Genomic DNA, 17460 nt, shown 5'->3' on the forward strand with positions numbered 1-17460 from the left:
GTTCAGCTTCCCATCATGGGCAGGTTCAGCCCGTTGTCTTTGGCGCTTTGTTTGGCGATGTCGTAACCCGCATCGGCATGGCGCATCACGCCGGTCGCCGGGTCGTTGAACAGCACGCGGCTTAATTTTTCAGAGGCCTCGGCCGTGCCGTCGCAGACGATGACCACGCCCGAATGCTGCGAGTAGCCCATGCCCACGCCGCCGCCATGGTGCAGGCTGACCCAGGTCGCGCCGCTGGCGGTGTTGAGCAGGGCATTGAGCAGCGGCCAGTCGCTCACCGCATCGCTGCCGTCCTTCATGGCTTCGGTCTCGCGGTTCGGCGAGGCGACGGAGCCGCTGTCCAGGTGGTCGCGGCCGATGACGATGGGGCCCTTGAGCTCGCCGTTTTTGACCATCTCGTTAAAAGCCAGGCCCGCGAGGTGGCGCTCGCCCAGGCCTATCCAGCAGATGCGTGCCGGCAGGCCCTGGAAGGCGATGCGCTCCTCGGCCATGTCCAGCCAGCGGTGCAGGTGTTTGTTGGCCGGGAAGAGCTCTTTCATCTTCGCGTCGGTCTTCTTGATGTCTTCCGGGTCGCCCGAAAGCGCCACCCAGCGGAAGGGGCCCACGCCGCGGCAGAACAGCGGGCGGATGTAGGCCGGCACAAAACCGGGGTAGTCAAAAGCCTGGGCCACGCCGAAGTCCTTGGCGACCTGGCGCAGGTTGTTGCCGTAGTCCACCGTGGGAATGCCCATCTCATGGAAGGCCAGCATGGCCTTGACGTGCACCGCGCAGGATTCGCCGGCCGCCTGCGTCAGCGCCGCATGCTGGGCCGGGTCTTTTTGCGCGGCCTTCCATTGCGCGACCGTCCAGCCGGCCGGCAGGTAGCCGTTGATGATGTCGTGGGCCGAGGTCTGGTCGGTCACGATGTCCGGGCGCATGCCGCCGGCCTTGGCGCGTTTGGCCAGTTCGGGAACGATCTCGGCCGCATTGCCGCACAGCGCGATGGAGACGGCCTCCTTGCGCGAGGTGTGGTGCTTGATCATCTCCAGCGCTTCGTCAAGGTCCTTGGCCTGCTTGTCGACGTAGCGCGTGCGCAGCCGGAAGTCGATGCTTGACTGCTGGCACTCGATGTTGAGCGAGCAGGCGCCGGCAAAGGTGGCGGCCAGCGGCTGCGCGCCGCCCATGCCGCCCAGGCCGGCGGTCAGCACCCAGCGGCCCGCGAGATCGCCGTGGTAATGCTGGCGGCCCGCCTCCACAAAGGTTTCATAGGTGCCCTGCACGATGCCCTGGGTGCCTATGTAGATCCAGCTGCCGGCCGTCATCTGGCCGTACATCATGAGGCCGGCGCGGTCCAGCTCGTTGAAGTGTTCCCAGGTTGCCCACTTGGGCACCAGGTTGGAGTTGGCGATCAGCACGCGCGGCGCGCCCGGGTGGGTGCGGAACACGCCCACCGGCTTGCCCGACTGCACCAGCAGGGTTTCGTCGGCCTTGAGCTTGCGCAGGGAATCGAGGATGGCGTCAAAGGCCGGCCAGCTGCGCGCGGCCTTGCCGATGCCGCCGTAGACCACCAGCTCGTCGGGGTTTTCGGCGACTTCCGGGTCCAGGTTGTTCTGGATCATGCGGTAGGCCGCCTCGATCTGCCAGTTGGCGCAGCTCAGCGTGCTGCCGCGGGGCGCGCGCACGGGGCGGGCCTTGCTGTCGAGAAACGGGGTTTGGGAAAGGTCGGACATGGGGCTGCTCCGGAAATAAAAAAACAAAACACTCGGAAGTGTTCAAAAAAATAGCGGAATGGGCGATTGGCATAAATCGTAGTTGTCTATACAACTTGTGTCAACTGGGGTAAGCTACGGTTTGTGCGCGCAAGGCTTGCCCGGCGGCTTTTTGCGTGACAATGTTTTTTTCTTACATCCGCGAACATTGCGCTGAACCATGGCCACCACACCCCTGCCCGCCTACGGCCAAGTCAAGGCATTCATCAAAAAACGCATCAGCGCCGGCACCTGGAAGCCCGGCGACCCGGTGCCCAGCGAAGCCGTGCTGATGGAGCAGTTCGGCGTGAGCCGCATGACGGTGAACCGCGCATTGCGCGAGCTCATGGGCGAGGGCCTGGTCACGCGCGTGCAGGGCTCCGGCACCTTTGTCGCCGAGCTGCACCGTATTTCTTCCACGCTTACCATTCGTGACATTCACGAGGAAGTGGCGGAGCGCGGCCATGTGCACACCTCGCGCGTGCTGCTGGCCGAATCCGAAAAAGCCAGCGCCGACCTGGCGCGCACCCTGGGCCTCAGGCCGGGCGGGCGGGTGTTCCACACCATCCTGATCCACCTTGAAAACGGTGTACCCATCCAGTACGAAGACCGCTACGTCAACCCCGCCGCGGCGCCGCACTACCTGGAAACCGATTTCAGCGAGACCACACCCACACACCACCTGCTGGCCGAGGCGCCCCTGACCGAGGCCAGCTATTCGATAGAAGCCTGCCTGCCCTCCGCGCTGGAGGCCAAACACCTGGAGATCAAACCCGGTGAGGCCTGCCTGGCCATGATGCGCCGCACCGTGAGCGGCGCCAACATCGCCAGTGTGGCGCGCCTGGTCTACCCGGGCTCGCGCTACAGCTTTGCCGGGAAGTTTCAGGCATGAGACCGCCGGGCCGCCCCAAGGACTCGTACCGTAGCGCAGCAGCGCGGAGGTTTCGTTCGTGACCTGGAATATCGTTCGCTTGGAAGACATTTCTGCCACACCCTGGCGCAATGGCGGCGGCGTCACGCGCGAGCTGGCCATGGGGCCCGACGCCGGCGACTGGGCCTGGCGCATGTCGGTGGCCGACGTGGACGCAAGCGGCCCTTTCTCGAAATTCGAGGGCATAGAGCGCTGGTTCGCGGTGCTTGAAGGCGCGGGTGTGCAACTCGATGTGGCGGGTGTGCCGCACCGTGTGACCACTGCCGATGCGCCGCTTTTTTTTGACGGTGGGGCGGCGACAGGCTGCGAATTGGTAGATGGCAAGACGCGCGACTTCAACCTCATGGTGCGCAGGGGCCCAAAGCCCTCGCGCATGCTGCGTGTGGACGGGCGCTTTGCCGAAACCCTGCATGCCGGCATCACCATTGCGGTCTATGCCCATAGCTCGGCCGCAACCGTGCTGTTCGATGAAGAAACACTGCAGCTGGCCCCCGCCAGCCTGGCCTGGCGCACGGTGGCGGCCAGCGCTGCCGTGCGTGTTGCAGGGCAAGCCCTCTGGATGGAGATTCCCGCATGAGCTTGCAACTATGGACACATTGCAATGCCGCCACGCTGCAGGCCGGTGCCGACCAGCCCTATGGCTTGATCGAAGACGCCGCGCTGGTGGTGGAGGGCGAGTCCATCGCCTGGATAGGCCCGCGCGCGGATGTGCCGGCCGATTTGCTGGCGCGCTGCACGGCACGGCATGATGCGGGCGGCGCGCTGATCACGCCCGGCCTGATCGATTGCCACACCCACCTGGTCTATGGCGGGGACCGCGCCTATGAATTTGAATTGCGCCTGAACGGGGTCAGTTACGAAGAAATCGCTCGTGCCGGCGGCGGCATCGCCTCCACCGTCAAGGCAACGCGCGCCGCCAGCGCGCAGCAACTGCAGGCGCAAAGTGAAACCCGACTCAAACAACTTATCGCCGAAGGTGTGACCACGCTGGAGATCAAGTCCGGCTATGGCCTGGCGCTCGAGCATGAGCGCAAGACGCTGTCGGTCGCGCGCGCGCTGGGGCAAAGCCACGCGGTGGACGTCCGCACCACCTTCCTGGGCGCGCACGCCGTGCCCACCGAATTCGCCGGCCGTAGCGACGCCTATGTTGATGCCGTGCTTGAAATGCTGCCGCTGCTGCATGCTGAAGGCCTGGTCGATGCGGTCGATGCCTTTTGCGAACGCATCGCCTTCAGCACTGCACAGACCGAACGTGTCTTCGCCGCGGCGAAAGCGCTGGGCATCCCGGTCAAGCTGCATGCCGAGCAGCTCAGCGACAGCGGCGGCGCGCAACTGGCGGCGCGTTATGGCGCGCTCAGCTGCGACCACCTTGAATGGCTGTCGCCCGAAGGCGCGCAGGCCATGGCGGCGGCCGGCACGGTGGCGGTGCTGCTGCCCGGCGCGTTCTACTTTTTGCGCGAAACCAAATTGCCGCCCGTGGCCCTGCTGCGCGAGCAACGCGTGGCCATGGCGATTTCCACCGACTGCAACCCGGGCAGCTCGCCCTGCACCTCCTTGCTGCTGATGCTCAACATGGCTTGCACGCTGTTTCGCCTCACGCCCGAAGAGGCGCTGGCCGGCGTCACACGCCATGCGGCAGCGGCCCTGGGCCTGCACGACCGAGGCCAGCTGGCGGCCGGCAAACGGGCCGACTTTGTGTTGTGGGGTGTCCAGCGGCCGGCCGAACTCAGTTACGCCCTGGGCGCCAACCCGCGCCTGCAAACTGTCTTCAAAGGCCGGTTGCTATGAATGTTGCCGTACGCCGGTGCACCGCGCCGGCGCGTGGACCGTCACGCGTCGGCGCCTGAGCTGTCTCGCCTGGGCGGGCGGCCATGGCGCGGAGTTCGCCTGCCGGACTCCAAAAAAGAAACAAGCATTCCCAGCCAATGAGAAATAGTGCTTTGCGCGTACAGGCAAGAACCGGATACTGACGCGATGTTGCCCGATGCCCCCGCCGTTTCCGCCGTCGACCGCGCGCTGGTGGTGCTGGCTACCCTGGCGCAGCAGGGCCGCCCCATGACGGCGGTGGAGCTGCTGGGCAGGACGGGCCTGAGCCAAAGCACGTTGTACCGCCAGCTCAATTCGCTCAAGCGCTGGGGCTTTGTGCTTGAAACCGACGGCCGTTATGCGCCCGGCCCCCTGAGCCTGCAACTGGCCCTGGGTTATGACATGGCTTCCCATCTGGTGCAGCAGGCGCGCGAGGAAATGCTGGCGCTGGCGCAGCAGTCACAGGAAAGCGTCGGCCTGGTTGTCGCGGTCAACGGCCAGGCCGTTTGCATCGACATGGTCGAGAGCCGGCAGGCCTTGCGCTGCTCTTTTGAAAAAGGCCGCAGTGTGCCCCTGGAAAAAGGCGCTTCGGCGAAATGCCTGATGGCTCACATGCCGGCCGCGGCACTGAGCGCCGTGCTCGGCCCCGACCGCCAAAGCCCTGAATTGCTGGCTGAACTTGCCGGGATCCGCAAGGCCGGTTTCGCCGTCAGCGACAGCGAGGTGGATGCCGGTGTCTGGGGCGTGAGCGTGCCGCTGTTCGCCATGGGGCAGCAAGCCGTCGGCGCACTGACCCTGATGGCGCCCAGCGTGCGCATTGAGGGCAAACACCCGCCCCTGATCCAGATGGCGGTGGTGGCCGCCGCCCGCATTTCCCGAAGCTTGAGCAGCTGACAGCCCGGCCGCCGAGTCCTTGAACCGTCGAATTGATTTAACCCCCTGGAGAAAACCCCATGAACTTTCGCCGCCAATTCCTTGCTTCCTGCTTTGCCGTCCTCGGACTGGCTACCCTGAGCGCGCACGCGCAGGACGTGCTTCGCGTCGGGACCGACGCCACCTTCCCGCCCATGGAGTTCGTTGAAGGCGGCAAGCGCACCGGCTTTGACATCGAGCTGGTGGAAGCCGTCGCCAAGACCTTGAACAAACGCGTCGAATGGGTGGACATCGACTTCAAGGGCCTGATTCCCGGGCTGGTCTCCAAGCGCTTCGACATGGCGGTGTCGGCCATTTACATCACCGACGAGCGCAAGAAGGTCGTGGACTTCACCGACTCCTACTATGCGGGCGGCCTGGTGGCCATGGTGAAAGAGGGCAATACCGCCATCAAGACGCTGGCCGACCTGAACGGCAAGAAGGTGACCGTGCAGGTCGGGACCAAGTCCGTGAGCTACCTGGCCTCCAACTACCCGCAGGTGCAACTGGTGGAAGTCGAGAAAAACCAGGAGATGTTCAACCTGGTCGACATAGGCCGCGCCGACGCGGCCGTGACCGGCAAGCCGGCGGCCTTCCAGTATGTGCGCACCCGCGGCGGCCAGCGCGTGCTGGAGCAGCAACTCACCACCGAAGAGTACGGCATGGCGCTGCGCAAGGACACGCCCGAGCTGACCAAGGCCGTCAACGGCGCCCTGGCCAAGCTCAAGGCCGACGGCACCTATGCCCAGATCGTGAAGAAGTGGTTCAGCAACACCACCGCCGCTAAATAAGACCGGGAGCGCATCGGATGGAACTCGATTTCTCCCCGGCTTTCGCGGGTTGGCGCAGCCTTCTTTCGGGCGCGCTGGTGACCGTGGAAATCACCGCGGTGGCCCTGGTGCTCGGCTGCATCATGGGTTTGCTGGTGGGGATAGGGCGCCTCAATCCGGCCCGGCGCGTGGTCTACGCGCTGTGCACCGGCTATGTGGCGGCCATACGCGGCACACCGCTGCTGGTGCAGCTCTTCATCCTGTTTTTCGGCCTGCCGCAGTTCGGCATCATGCTGCCGGCCTTTGTCTGCGGCGTGATCGGCCTGGGCATTTATTCCGGTGCCTATGTGTCGGAGATCGTGCGCGGTGCCATCCAGTCCATCGACAAGGGCCAGATGGAGGCCGCGCGGTCCATCGGCATGTCTTACGGCACGGCCATGCGCAACATCATCCTGCCGCAGGCCCTGGTGCGCATGATCCCGCCGCTGGGCAACGAGTTCATCGCGCTGATCAAGAACTCCGCGCTGGTGTCGCTGCTGACCATCCATGAGCTGATGCATGAGGGGCAGAAAATCATCAGCGTTTCCTACCGTTCACTGGAGGTCTATCTCGTGATAGCCGTCATGTATTTTGTATTGACCGGCTTGACGACGCTCGCGCTGCGCCGCATCGAGCAACGGCTGCGCGCCGGAGGCATGGTGCAATGAATACGCCGCAATCCGTCATCGGCACACCCGCCGCCGGCAAACCCATCGTCAATATCCGGGGATTGCGCAAGTCCTTCGGCGAGCACGTCGTGCTGCAGGGCATTGATTTTGACGTCCAGCCTTCGCAGGTGGTGGTGGTCATAGGCCCCAGCGGCTCCGGAAAAAGCACGTTTCTGCGCTGCTGCAACGGGCTGGAGAAACCCGACAGCGGCCGGGTTGAAATCTGCGGCCGCGTGCTGGCCGACGCCGGCCGCATGCTGGACGACCAGGCGCTGAACCATTTGCGCGAAGACGTCGGCATGGTGTTCCAGTCCTTCAACCTGTTTCCGCACCTGTCGGTCATCGACAACATCACCGTCGGCCCGCGCAAGGTGCGCGGCCTGTCCAGGCAGCAAACCGAAGCCGAGGCCCTGGCGCTGCTCGACAAGGTGGGCCTGCGGCAAAAAGCCCATGCCATGCCGGCCAGCCTCTCGGGCGGCCAGAAGCAGCGGGTGGCCATTGCCCGCGCGCTGGCCATGCAGCCCCAGTTGATGCTGTTTGACGAACCCACTTCCGCGCTGGACCCCGAACTGGTCGGCGAGGTGCTGCAGGTCATGAAGCTGTTGGCCGGCGAGGGCATGACCATGATGGTCGTGACCCATGAAATGGATTTCGCGCGCGAGGTCGCCGACGTCGTGGTGGTGATGGACGGCGGCGCCTTGATTGAAGCCGGGCCGCCCGATATCATTTTTACCAGGCCCACACAGGCCCGCACGCGTGACTTCCTCCAGGCCGTGTTGTCCCGCAACTGATCGCGCCGCCATCTTCCGGGCTTTCGTGCCCCACTTTTTTCAGGAAATCCCATGAGCGACTTCAGCGACGACAGCGAAGTTTTCAGCCTCCAGAGCGGTACCGTGCCGCTGCTGGTCAGCATGCCGCACATAGGCACGGAGATCCCGGCCGAATTGCACAGCGGCTACGCCGCCGAAGCGCTGCAGGTCGAGGACACGGACTGGCATTTGCACCGGCTCTACAACTTCTTGCCCTTGCTGGGCGCCAGTGTCTTGCGGCCGCGCTACTCGCGCTACGTGATAGACCTGAACCGCCCGCCCGACGATGCGCCCATGTACCCGGGTGCGTCAAACACCGAGCTGTGCCCCACGCGCTTTTTCAGCGGCGCGCCGCTTTACCGGGCCGGCCATGAGCCCGGTCCCGACGAGCGCGCGCGGCGGCGCGAGGTTTACTGGCAGCCCTACCATTCGGCGCTGGCCGCCGAACTCGCGCGCCTGAAGGCCAGGCACGGCTTTGCCCTGCTGTGGGACGCGCACAGCATACGGTCGCAAATTCCCTGGCTGTTTGAAGGCAAGCTGCCCGACCTCAATATCGGCACGGCCGGCGGCGCGAGCGCGCATGAGGCCATCACCAACGCGGTGGTGGAGGTTTGCGATGCCTCGCCCCACATCAGCACCGCCGTCAACGGCCGCTTCAAGGGCGGCTACATCACGCGCCACTACGGCCGACCCGCCGAGGACGTGCACGCCGTGCAGCTGGAGATGTGCCAAAGCCTTTACATGCAGGAAGTGCCGCCCTATGCCTATGACGAGGCCCTGGCCTGGCATGTGCAGCCCCTGCTGAAGAACATGGTGCTTGGCGCGCTTCAGGCCGCCAACCATCTTTACGCCTGAGGGACCATGAACAGCGGCATCAAGACTTTTTTCACGCCCCAGGCCTGGGTGCAGGGTGCGTGGGCCAAAGACGTGCTGCTCACGGTGGCCGCCAATGGCAGCTGGCACAGCGTGCAGCCCGGCGCCACCGCCCAGCAACAAGCAGGCGCTGTGCAATTGCCCGGCCCGGTGCTGCCCGGCCTGGTCAATGCGCACAGCCATGCTTTCCAGCGGGCCATGGCGGGCTTGACCGAGCGCCGCAGCGCGGGCGCCCATGCGTCCGACGATTTCTGGAGCTGGCGCGACCGCATGTACAGCGCGGCCAACCGCATCACGCCCGAGCAGCTGGAGGCGATTGCCGGCCAGCTCTATGCCGAGCTGCTGGCCGGCGGCTACACCGAGGTTTGCGACTTTCACTACCTGCATAACGATGTGAGCGGCGCGGCCTATGCCGACCCGGCCGAGATGTCGCTGGCCCTGGTGCGCGCGGCGCAGCGCACTGGCATAGGCCTGACCCTGCTGCCCACGCTGTACATGCGCTCCGGCTTCAAGGCCGCGGGCCTGCGCGAAGACCAGCGCCGGTTTTCGTCAACGCCCGGGAGCGTGATGCGCGTGGTCGAGCAGGTGCGGCGGCAAACACAAGGCGATGCGCGCATCCATGTCGGCGTGGCCGTGCACTCGCTGCGCGCCGCCGAGCCGGCCGCCTTGAAGGAACTCACGGCCGCGGCCAAGCAAGCCGGCCTGCCGGTGCACATCCACATTGCCGAGCAGACCCAGGAGGTCGAGGACTGCATCGCCCACACCGGCCAGCGCCCGATTGAATGGCTGCTGAACAACGCCGAGGTCGACGCCCGCTGGAACCTGGTGCACGCCACCCATGCCACAGCGGCCGAACTGCAAGGCGTGCAGGGCAAGGGTGCGGCCATCGTGATCTGCCCCGCGACCGAGGCCAACCTGGGCGACGGCGTGTTCGACCTGCCGGCCTATGCGGCAGCGGGCGGCAAGTGGTCCATAGGTTCGGACAGCCACGTCACGCGCAGCTGGCCCGAGGAGCTGCGCCTGCTCGAATATTCCCAGCGCCTCACGCTGCGCCAGCGCAATATCGCCGCGCGCGTGCTGGGCCACGAAAGCAGTGCCGCCGGCCTGTTTGAAGCCGCGCTTGCGGGGGGCCTTCCGGCCACAGGCCAGATGCAAGCCGGCCTGGCGCCCGGCCAGCGCGCCGACTTCGTCACCCTGGACCTCGAATTCCCCGCGCTGCTGGGTGTGCCGGCCGGCCACCTGCTGGACGCGCTGGTGTTTTCCAGTCCGGGCGCGGCGTTTGGCGAGGTGTTTGTGGCCGGCCAGCGCATCGCCGCGCCTTCGCCCGAGGGCGCGCAGGCCTTTGCCCGCGCCATGCGGGAGTTGTGGGCGGGTTGAGCCGGCCCGTCTGGCCGTATCAATTGGCCGTATAAAACGCGAATTCGATCAGGCTACGGCCAATCTACCGCAGGGGTGTCCCGGCAGGCGATACCATCGCCTGATCTCCCCAACAAGGTGCTGCCATGGACCACAAATGGCTGGAAGACTTCATTGCCCTGGCACGCGAGCGCAGCTTTTCGCGCGCGGCAGAGCTGCGCCATGTGACCCAGCCGCAGTTCTCGCGCCGCGTGCGCGCGCTGGAGCTTTGGGCCGGCGCCGATCTGGTCAACCGCGCCGTTGTGCCGCTGGCGCTCACGGCCGCCGGGGAAGAGCTGCTGCCCGTGGCGCGCCGCGCCGTGATGGGCCTGAGCGATGTGCGCGCCCGCATCCAGCACGCGCAAGGCGGCCTGGACTGGGTCACGCTGGCCACCGGCCGCACCTTGTCGCGCACCGCTGTGCCCGCATGGCTGGCGCGCGTCAAGCGCGGCGCTGGCGAGTTCCGCCTGCGCATACTCACGGGCTCCATCCATGAAGGCGCCACCGCGCTGGAGCAGGGCGCGGCCGACTTTCTGCTGTCCTTCACGCACCCGCGCCTGCCCATGCTGCTGGACGGTCAGGCCTTCGAGGGGCAGACCCTGGGCACTGACGAACTCGTGGCCGTGAGCGCGCCGCGCCCCGACGGCCGGGCGTTGCATGCCCTGCCCGGCAGCGCGCGCGAGCCGGCGCGCGTGCTGGGCTACGCGCCCACGCTGGCGCTGAGCCAGATCCTGCAGGACGGGCTGGGCCGCGATGCGCGCGAGCTTTTCCTGCACACGGTGACCGAGTCCGACTTCGCCGAATCCCTGCATGAGCAGGCCCTGCAGGGCGTGGGCCTGGCCTGGCTGCCGCGCGGCCTGGTGAGCGATGATTTGCGCAGCGGCCGGCTGGTGGCCGCCGACCCGCAGGGCGTTGCCGTGCGCTTCGAGATACGGCTTTACCGCAACCGCAGCCCGCGCAATGAATTGGTGCAAAAAATCTGGACGGCCTCCAGCGCCTGAAGACACATACGCATGCGCCCATGCGTGATGCGCATGTGATTGCCGGGCGCCGGTTCCTAGACTGCCTCCACCACAAGGAGACAGCCATGCCCACACAATCCCCCGTCCTTCCGTTTCCCCTGGCCCGCGCTTTGCGCGGGGCCGCGTCGGCTTTGCTGGCGCTGCTCGCCTTTTCGGCGCTTTCCACCGCGCAGGCCCAGGCCTGGCCCTCGGCCAGGCCGATCTCGCTGGTGGTGGGCTACCCCGCCGGCGGCAGCGTGGACCTGGTCGCGCGCATCATCGCCGAGCCGCTGTCCAAGCGCCTGGGCACGCCCGTCGTCATCGAGAACGTGGGCGGTGCCGGCGGCACCATAGGCGCGCAGAAAGTCGTGAGCGCCAATGCCGACGGCTACACGCTGCTGCTGGGCTCGGGCAGCGAGGTGTCCATCGCCAGGCTTTACAACGCCGCCATCAAGTACAACGGCGAAACCGACCTGGCGCCGGTGGGGCTGATAGGCGTCACGCCCATGGTGTTTGTGACCAACACCCAGACCGGCGTCAAGACCATGGAGGAAGCCATCGCCAAGTCCAAACGCGAACGCAACCAGCTGAGTTTTGCGTCCTCGGGCATAGGCACGCCGCTGCATGTCTCGGGCGAACTTATCAACCTGCTGGCCGGCACCAGCTTTCGCCACGTGCCCTACCGCGGCGCGGGCCAGCAGCTGCAGGACCTGCTGGGCGGCAACATCGAGTTCAGCGTCTCGGTGCTGTCTTCCGCGCTGCCGCACATCGAGTCCGGCAAGATGATTCCGCTGGGCGTCACCACGCCCACACGCTCGCGCGCCGCGCCGCAAATCCCCGCGCTGGCAGAGAACCCCAAGCTCAAGGGCTACGACATGAACGTCTGGTTCGGCCTCTTCGGCCCCGCCAAGTTGCCCGCGCCCATGGTCGCGCGGCTGAACCGCGAGCTCAACGACATCCTGCGCGAGGAGGCCGTCTGGCAAAAACTGCAGAAGGCCGGCATCTCCAACGAAGGCGGCACGCCGCAGGCGCTCACGGCCTTTGTGCGCGCCGAAACCCAGCGCGTGCGCGCGGTGGTCAACAAGGCCGTCAGCAGCGGAGCGGCGAGCTGATGTCCGGTCACCATCCAGTCCATACCCTGGCGCCGAACCTGGCGCGCTGGTCGACTTCCAACACCGGCGTCGATCATGTGCATGAGCGAAGCGGCGCGGCGCCCGGCCCCGAGATCCTGGTGACGGCCCTGGTGCACGGCAATGAATTTTCGGGCGCCATCGCGCTGGCCGAGCTGCTGGCCGCCGGCTGGCGGCCGGCGCGCGGGCGGGTCACGCTGGCGTTTTGCAATGTCGCCGCGTTTGAACGTTTTGATGCCGCGCGCCCCGATGATTCGCGTTTTGTCGATGAAGATTTCAACCGCGTCTGGGCGAGCGAAGCGCTGGACGGCCCGCGCCGCAGCGCCGAGCTGGACCGCGCGCGCCAGCTGCGGCCTTTTGTGGACCGCGCCACGCATTTGCTGGACCTGCATTCCATGCACGAGCCCTGCGCGCCCTTGCTGGTGACCGGCACGCTGGCGCGCAACATCGCCTTTGCCCAGGCCTTGCGCACCGCATCGCAGGTGGTGGTCGACAGCGGCCATGCCGACGGCGTGCGCATGCGCGACTACGGTGAGTTTTCGGACGCGCAAGGCGGGCGCATCGCGCTGCTGCTCGAAGCCGGCCAGCACTGGGACCCGCGCGCGGTCAGCGCCGCGCGCGACACCTTGATGCGTTTCCTGGTGCAAGCCGGTGCGCTGGCGCGCAGCGAGGCGCCCATGGGCTGGTTGCTGCCCGACCGGGAGCCGCCCGCGCCCGTGGTGGTGACAGACCGCGTGGTCGCCGCGTCCATGGATTTCCGTTTCAGTGGCAGCTATGCCGGCGGCGAAGTCATCGCCAGGGCCGGCACGGTGATCGCCACCGATGCGGGCCGCACGGTGACGACGCCTTATGACGATTGTGTGCTGGTCATGCCCTCGCTGCGGCAATTGCGCCCAGGTGTCACCACGGTGCGGCTGGGGCGGCGGGCCTGAGCCGACAGCGCGCGGCTAGAGCAGCGGAAGGCGAACCCACAAGCGCGCGCCCGTGGGCACCAGCGCTTCATAACCCGCCTGGCCGCCGTGGCGCTCCGCCACGTTGTGCACAAAGTACAGGCCCAGGCCGGTGCCGTGGGCGGGCCGCTGCGTGGCCTTTTGCGTGCTGAAGCGTTCAAACAGGTGGGGCAGCATTTCCGCGCTGACGCCTGGCCCCTGGTCGGCCACCGAGAGCTCGGCTTTGCCGCCATTGAGGGTCAACGTCAAGGTAACGGTGCCGCCCGCCGGCGAGAAGCGCAGTGCGTTGTGCAGCAGGTTGTCGAGTGCGCGCTCCAGCAGGTGGAAGTCGCCGCGCATCCACACCGGCTCGTCGGGGATGTGGCGCAGCAGGCGTACCGACCGGGCCTGGGCCGATTCATAGACCGCGTCGGCCGCCTGGTGCGCGACGCTGCCGAGGTCGATTTCGCGCAGGTCTTTCTGTTCCAGGCTTTGCACGCGGGCCAGCGATAAAAACGATTGCGCGAGCTTGTGCGCGCGGCGCAGCTGCTGGAACAGCCGGTGCTGGTGGGTCTCGTCCAGCGTTCCGCCGCCCAGCTGCTGCACGGCCGCGGCCAGGGGCACGCGGATGTCGTGCGACAGAAAGGCCAAAGTCTCCTCGCGTTCCTTGTGCAGGTCGTGAAAGCGCTGCTGCGCCTGTTTCACGTAGTCGATGCGCTGCTCGAACCTGAGCCGGTAAAACGGGCTGTCCGCGGGCGCGCCCGTCAGCTGCTGGAGCTGCCAGTCCAGGTAGCGCCTGGCAACTTCAAGGCGGCGCCAGCTCCACAAGGGGTAGGCCGCGATCGCGGCGACCAGGGCGCCCGAGGGCGCGAACCAGATGCCGGACACCAGGGGCAGGGCCAGGGCCAGCCCGGCCAGCACGGCCAGCCAGGCCGCGCTGGCCAGCAGGCCCGGCAGCGGCATGAAGCGCGTCCCCCACAGCAGCGGCACCAGCGCCAGCAAGGCGCTCAGTGCCAGCGTCCAGGCCCTTTCCAGCGGCACGATAAAACGATCGTCACGCAGGTTCAGCAGCACATTGGCCAGCACCTCCACACCGGGCATGGCGGCGCCATGCGTGGTGACCGGCGTGGACAGGATGTCGCCCATGCCGGCCGCCGTGGCGCCCACAAACACAATCTTGCCGCGCAGCGCCTGGGCGGGTGCGCCGGTACGCATGAGCTCGGCCGCCGAGACGCTGGGGATGGTGCCGGGCGGCCCGGCAAAACGCAGCAGCCGGGGTTCGCGCCGCACCATCGTAGGCGCCTCGTCGGTGACAAGCCGCGCCGTAGCGCCGGGCTGCGGCGGGGCCGTGCCGTCCGGCGGCTGCCAGCCGCTGATCTGCAGCGCGGTCTGCGCCAGCAAGGGCCAGTCGGCGCTGCCCACGCCTTCCCAGAGGTCGACGCCGCGCGCCACGCCGTCCTCGTCCAGGCGCACACTCACGCGCCCCAGGCCGGCCGCCGAGCGCGCCAGCAGCGGGATGGGCGGCGACTCCAGCAACTGGCCGCCCTGGCGGGCGCTTTCCATCACCACGGGCAGCGACACATTGCCGCAGGCGCGCAAGGCCTTGGCCAGGGCCTGGTTGCCGGCCGGGTCGTCGCCGATTTCGTTGAAGGCGATGTCCACCGCCACGGCTTTGGGCGAGGCCCGGCAGATCTGCTGCAGCAAATCGGCGTGGACGCGGCGCGGCCAGGGCCAGCGGCCCAGCTCCTGCAGGCTGGCCTGGTCGATGGCCGCGATCACCACGCCGGTGGGCGCGGGCTGCGTGCCCAGGCGCTGCGACAGGTCGAACAGAAAATAGTCCAGGCGCGCGAGCCAGCCGCTGGCGCTCACGCCCACGGCCAGCGCGGCCAGCAGCAGGCCCATGCCCAGGAATTCACGCAGGCTGTGCGCGCTGCGGGGCGGGCGCTGGTCTTGCATGGCGGCCTAGAGCAGCAGCAGGGGCAGGCCCAGCATCCACATATAAGGATGGCGCGAGGGCACGTCTATCTTCTGCAGCATGGGCGGGCCCGCGGTGCCGTCCTGGTTGTCGACCAGGCGCACACCGAGGTAATGCGCGCCGCCCGAGGGACGGGGCAGGCGGACCTTGCCGTCGGAGGAGTCTTGCTGCTGGTCTTCGGGCGCCATGCCGGCCGTGGCCGACACCGAGACGCGGTAGTGATGGTCTTGCGGCGGCGCGGGCAGCTCCAGCAGCAGCGCGTCGGCTTCGTAGCGCAGCGCGGCCTGGCCCAGGTCGGGCTGGCCAGGCGCTGGCTTGTAGCTAAAGGGCGCCGCGGCAGACCACGGCCCCTGCTCACCCTGAGCCGTGATGCTGGCCACGCGCCAGTGCAGCTTGCCCTCGGGCAGGTCGTCCGTGGGCAGCCACTCGGTCTGCGCCACCGGCTGGTCCAGCAGCAGTTGCGCGAAGTTCTCCGACGTGGAGGCCTGCACGCGGTAGCGCGCGGCATCGACGGCGCTGGTCCAGCGCAGGGCAGGGCGCGGCGAGCGCACCGTGGCCGATCGGCCCGGCGCCTGCAGCGCAGGCGCGAAGGGGCGTGCCGCCACGGTAAAGGTGTGGCGTGCTTCCAGGCCCTGCAGCCCCAGCGCGTCCAGGGAGCGCACGCGCAGGATGTAGCGGCCGTTGGGCAGGTCGGCAAAACTCAGCACGCCGGCGCCGGAGGTCCTCTCGGCCAGGATGGCGTCAAAGCTGCTGTCCTGCGACACCTGGCCCCACAGCACGCCGCCTTGTTCACCGCGCGCGGACGGCAGTGAAAAGCGCAGCGGCAATTGTTCGAGGCGCGCCGGCAGGGCAGATACATTGGGCGCGGCGGGCAGGGCGCGCGGCGGCATGGGCGCTTCGCCGGCGCGCGCCAAGGTGCCGAAGCCCGGCCCCACGACCACGGTTTTGCCGGTGGCGTCCACGCCGACCGAGCCTTCCAGGGTTTCCTCGCGCGTCTGGCCGTCTTCCACCCCGACGCGGAAGATCGTGCCGCGCACCACCGCCTGGGCGCTGGGCGTCAGAACGCGCAGGTTTTGCTGCGCGCGCCGTCCCGGGTTGTCGGTGATTTCGGTCTGGCCCTGCAGCAGGCGCACCCGCGTGTCGGCCATCAGGCCGTTGGCATACAGGCTCAGGGTGTCCAGCACCAGCGTCGAGCCCGGGTGCACGCGCAGCTGCGTGCCGTTGGCCAGCTCCAGCGTGGCGCTGGCCAGGGCCTCGGTCCTGAGTTCGGCGCCCACGGGCAGGGTCTGGCCTGTGGCGGCGGTTTTCCAGCTTCCTTCGGCTTCGCGCCAGCGCACGCTGCCGTGCACGGTTTTCAGCAGGGCCTGGCCGGGGCTGCTGCGCAGCATGGAGGCCGGAATGCGCAGCACCGTGCCGGGCGGGATGCGGTGCGGGTCGGCAATCCGGTTGAGCTTTTGCACCACGTCCCAGCGCTGCGGGTCTATGAGGTGGCGCTGGCCCAGGCTGATCAGCGTGTCCCCGGGGCGCACGCTGTAAAGCCAGGCCGGCACGGCGGAGGCCTTGTCGGGCAGGCCGGCCGCGGGCGGGGTCTGGGCCGGCGCGGCGATGGCCAGCGACAGGAGGCCGGCGGCGGCTATGCGTTTGTACATGGGGGATTTTCCAGAACGTGCAGGCCTGGCGGCTTGCCACTCCAGCCCGGGTGAACAAGAAAACGGTGAGTGATCACTCATGCAGCCACTCAAGCCGGTAGCCCTGGCCGTAGACCGAGACCAGGCGCCAGCCCGATTCGGGAGACAGCTTGAGTTTTCTGCGCAGCGCGCTGGCCTGCACGTCCACCTTGCGCGACTCCACATCGGTGTTGTGTCCCCAGACCGTCGACAGCAGGTGGGCGCGCGTCAGCAGCCGTCCCACGTTTTGCAGCAGGTAGAGCGCGAAATCGGTTTCCAGCTCGGTCAGTTCCACGCGCCGGCCTTCCACAAAGAACTGCCGGTTGGCGAAATCCACTTCCAGCCCTCCCCAGGCGTTGCGCCGGGTTTCCTGTTTCAGGCCTGAGCGGTGCAGCACCACATTGAGCCGCGCCAGAAGAATGGGCCGGGACACCGGCTTGACCAGGTAGTCGACCGCGCCGGCCGACAGCATCTGCACCACGTCGTCCTCGCTGTCGCGCGCCGTCAGAAAAATCACCGGCGGGCAGGCCTCCTTGAGCTGCAGCCGCAGCCGCGCCAGCACCTCGGGGCCCGACATGTCCGGCACCAGCCAGTCCAGCAGGCAGGCCGCGTACTGCCCCCTCTCCACGGCCCGCGCGCAGTCGGCGCCGCGGTTGAACAGCTCCACCTCCAGGCCGGCTTCCTTGATCCATGCACACACGGCTTCAGCGGTTTCGGGCTCGTCCTCCAGGTAGGCAATTCGGGGGGCGGAAGTGTGGGGCATACGGGTTCAGGGGACCGGGTCGAACAGGTTTGTTACCTGTAGTTACAGATTATGCCGTCTTCGGC

The 17460-nt window shown here is 67.4% G+C and carries 16 protein-coding genes; 12 read left to right on the forward strand and 4 right to left on the reverse strand.

Going from position 1 to position 17460, the window contains the following annotated elements; all coding sequences use genetic code 11:
- Positions 1-2: 2 nt before the first annotated feature.
- A complete protein-coding gene (hutU, locus tag BLQ85_RS09915; protein WP_074576819.1) occupies positions 3-1709 on the reverse strand; it encodes a urocanate hydratase in 1707 nt (568 codons plus the stop codon).
- 199 nt (positions 1710-1908) lie between these two features.
- Between hutU and hutC the strand changes: the two genes are divergently transcribed.
- The 12 genes from hutC (at position 1909) to BLQ85_RS09975 (ending at position 12993) form a co-directional block, all read left to right on the forward strand.
- On the forward strand, positions 1909-2619 hold the full coding sequence (gene hutC / locus BLQ85_RS09920) for a histidine utilization repressor (protein WP_074576366.1): 711 nt from the start codon (positions 1909-1911) through the stop codon (positions 2617-2619).
- 79 nt (positions 2620-2698) lie between these two features.
- Positions 2699-3235, forward strand: coding sequence for a HutD/Ves family protein (locus BLQ85_RS09925; protein WP_254806395.1), 537 nt, complete (start codon positions 2699-2701; stop codon positions 3233-3235).
- Positions 3232-4446 carry an imidazolonepropionase gene (hutI, locus tag BLQ85_RS09930; protein WP_074576370.1) on the forward strand — a complete coding sequence of 405 codons (1215 nt, stop codon included), beginning with the start codon at positions 3232-3234 and terminating at the stop codon, positions 4444-4446. The genes BLQ85_RS09925 and hutI overlap by 4 nt, the downstream gene beginning before the upstream one ends.
- 186 nt (positions 4447-4632) lie before the next feature.
- Entirely contained in the window at positions 4633-5358 is a 726-nt protein-coding gene (locus BLQ85_RS09935; RefSeq protein ID WP_074576373.1) for an IclR family transcriptional regulator, read from the forward strand.
- 59 nt (positions 5359-5417) lie between these two features.
- A complete protein-coding gene (locus tag BLQ85_RS09940) occupies positions 5418-6167 on the forward strand; it encodes a transporter substrate-binding domain-containing protein (protein ID WP_074576375.1) in 750 nt (249 codons plus the stop codon).
- Between the two features lie 17 nt (positions 6168-6184).
- Entirely contained in the window at positions 6185-6853 is a 669-nt protein-coding gene (locus tag BLQ85_RS09945; protein ID WP_074576377.1) for an amino acid ABC transporter permease, read from the forward strand.
- A complete protein-coding gene (locus BLQ85_RS09950) occupies positions 6850-7644 on the forward strand; it encodes an amino acid ABC transporter ATP-binding protein (RefSeq protein WP_074576380.1) in 795 nt (264 codons plus the stop codon). Before BLQ85_RS09945 ends, BLQ85_RS09950 begins: the two co-directional genes overlap by 4 nt.
- Before the next feature lie 51 nt (positions 7645-7695).
- Positions 7696-8517, forward strand: a complete 822-nt coding sequence (gene hutG / locus BLQ85_RS09955; protein ID WP_074576382.1) for an N-formylglutamate deformylase — start codon at positions 7696-7698, stop codon at positions 8515-8517.
- A 6-nt stretch (positions 8518-8523) separates the two neighbouring features.
- Entirely contained in the window at positions 8524-9912 is a 1389-nt protein-coding gene (locus BLQ85_RS09960; RefSeq protein WP_074576384.1) for a formimidoylglutamate deiminase, read from the forward strand.
- 125 nt (positions 9913-10037) lie between these two features.
- On the forward strand, positions 10038-10931 hold the full coding sequence (locus tag BLQ85_RS09965) for a LysR family transcriptional regulator (protein WP_074576386.1): 894 nt from the start codon (positions 10038-10040) through the stop codon (positions 10929-10931).
- An 86-nt stretch (positions 10932-11017) separates the two neighbouring features.
- Positions 11018-12043: a Bug family tripartite tricarboxylate transporter substrate binding protein gene (locus tag BLQ85_RS09970; RefSeq protein ID WP_074576821.1), complete on the forward strand. Its 1026-nt coding sequence runs from the start codon at positions 11018-11020 to the stop codon at positions 12041-12043.
- Positions 12043-12993, forward strand: coding sequence for a M14 family metallopeptidase (locus tag BLQ85_RS09975; RefSeq protein WP_074576388.1), 951 nt, complete (start codon positions 12043-12045; stop codon positions 12991-12993). Before BLQ85_RS09970 ends, BLQ85_RS09975 begins: the two co-directional genes overlap by 1 nt.
- A 15-nt stretch (positions 12994-13008) precedes the next feature.
- Here BLQ85_RS09975 and BLQ85_RS09980 read toward each other — a convergent pair whose 3' ends face one another.
- The 3 genes from BLQ85_RS09980 to BLQ85_RS09990 all read right to left on the reverse strand — a co-directional run bounded on the left by BLQ85_RS09980 (position 13009) and on the right by BLQ85_RS09990 (position 17395).
- A complete protein-coding gene (locus BLQ85_RS09980; protein WP_074576390.1) occupies positions 13009-14946 on the reverse strand; it encodes a CHASE2 domain-containing protein in 1938 nt (645 codons plus the stop codon).
- A gap of 6 nt (positions 14947-14952) precedes the next feature.
- Positions 14953-16614 carry a FecR domain-containing protein gene (locus tag BLQ85_RS09985; RefSeq protein ID WP_254806396.1) on the reverse strand — a complete coding sequence of 554 codons (1662 nt, stop codon included), beginning with the start codon at positions 16612-16614 and terminating at the stop codon, positions 14953-14955.
- 73 nt (positions 16615-16687) lie between these two features.
- Positions 16688-17395 carry a response regulator transcription factor gene (locus BLQ85_RS09990; protein ID WP_074576396.1) on the reverse strand — a complete coding sequence of 236 codons (708 nt, stop codon included), beginning with the start codon at positions 17393-17395 and terminating at the stop codon, positions 16688-16690.
- Between the last annotated feature and the right edge of the window lie 65 nt (positions 17396-17460).

Source organism: Polaromonas sp. JS666 (assembly GCF_900103405.1).
In the GTDB taxonomy this organism is placed as follows: Bacteria; Pseudomonadota; Gammaproteobacteria; order Burkholderiales; family Burkholderiaceae_C; genus Polaromonas.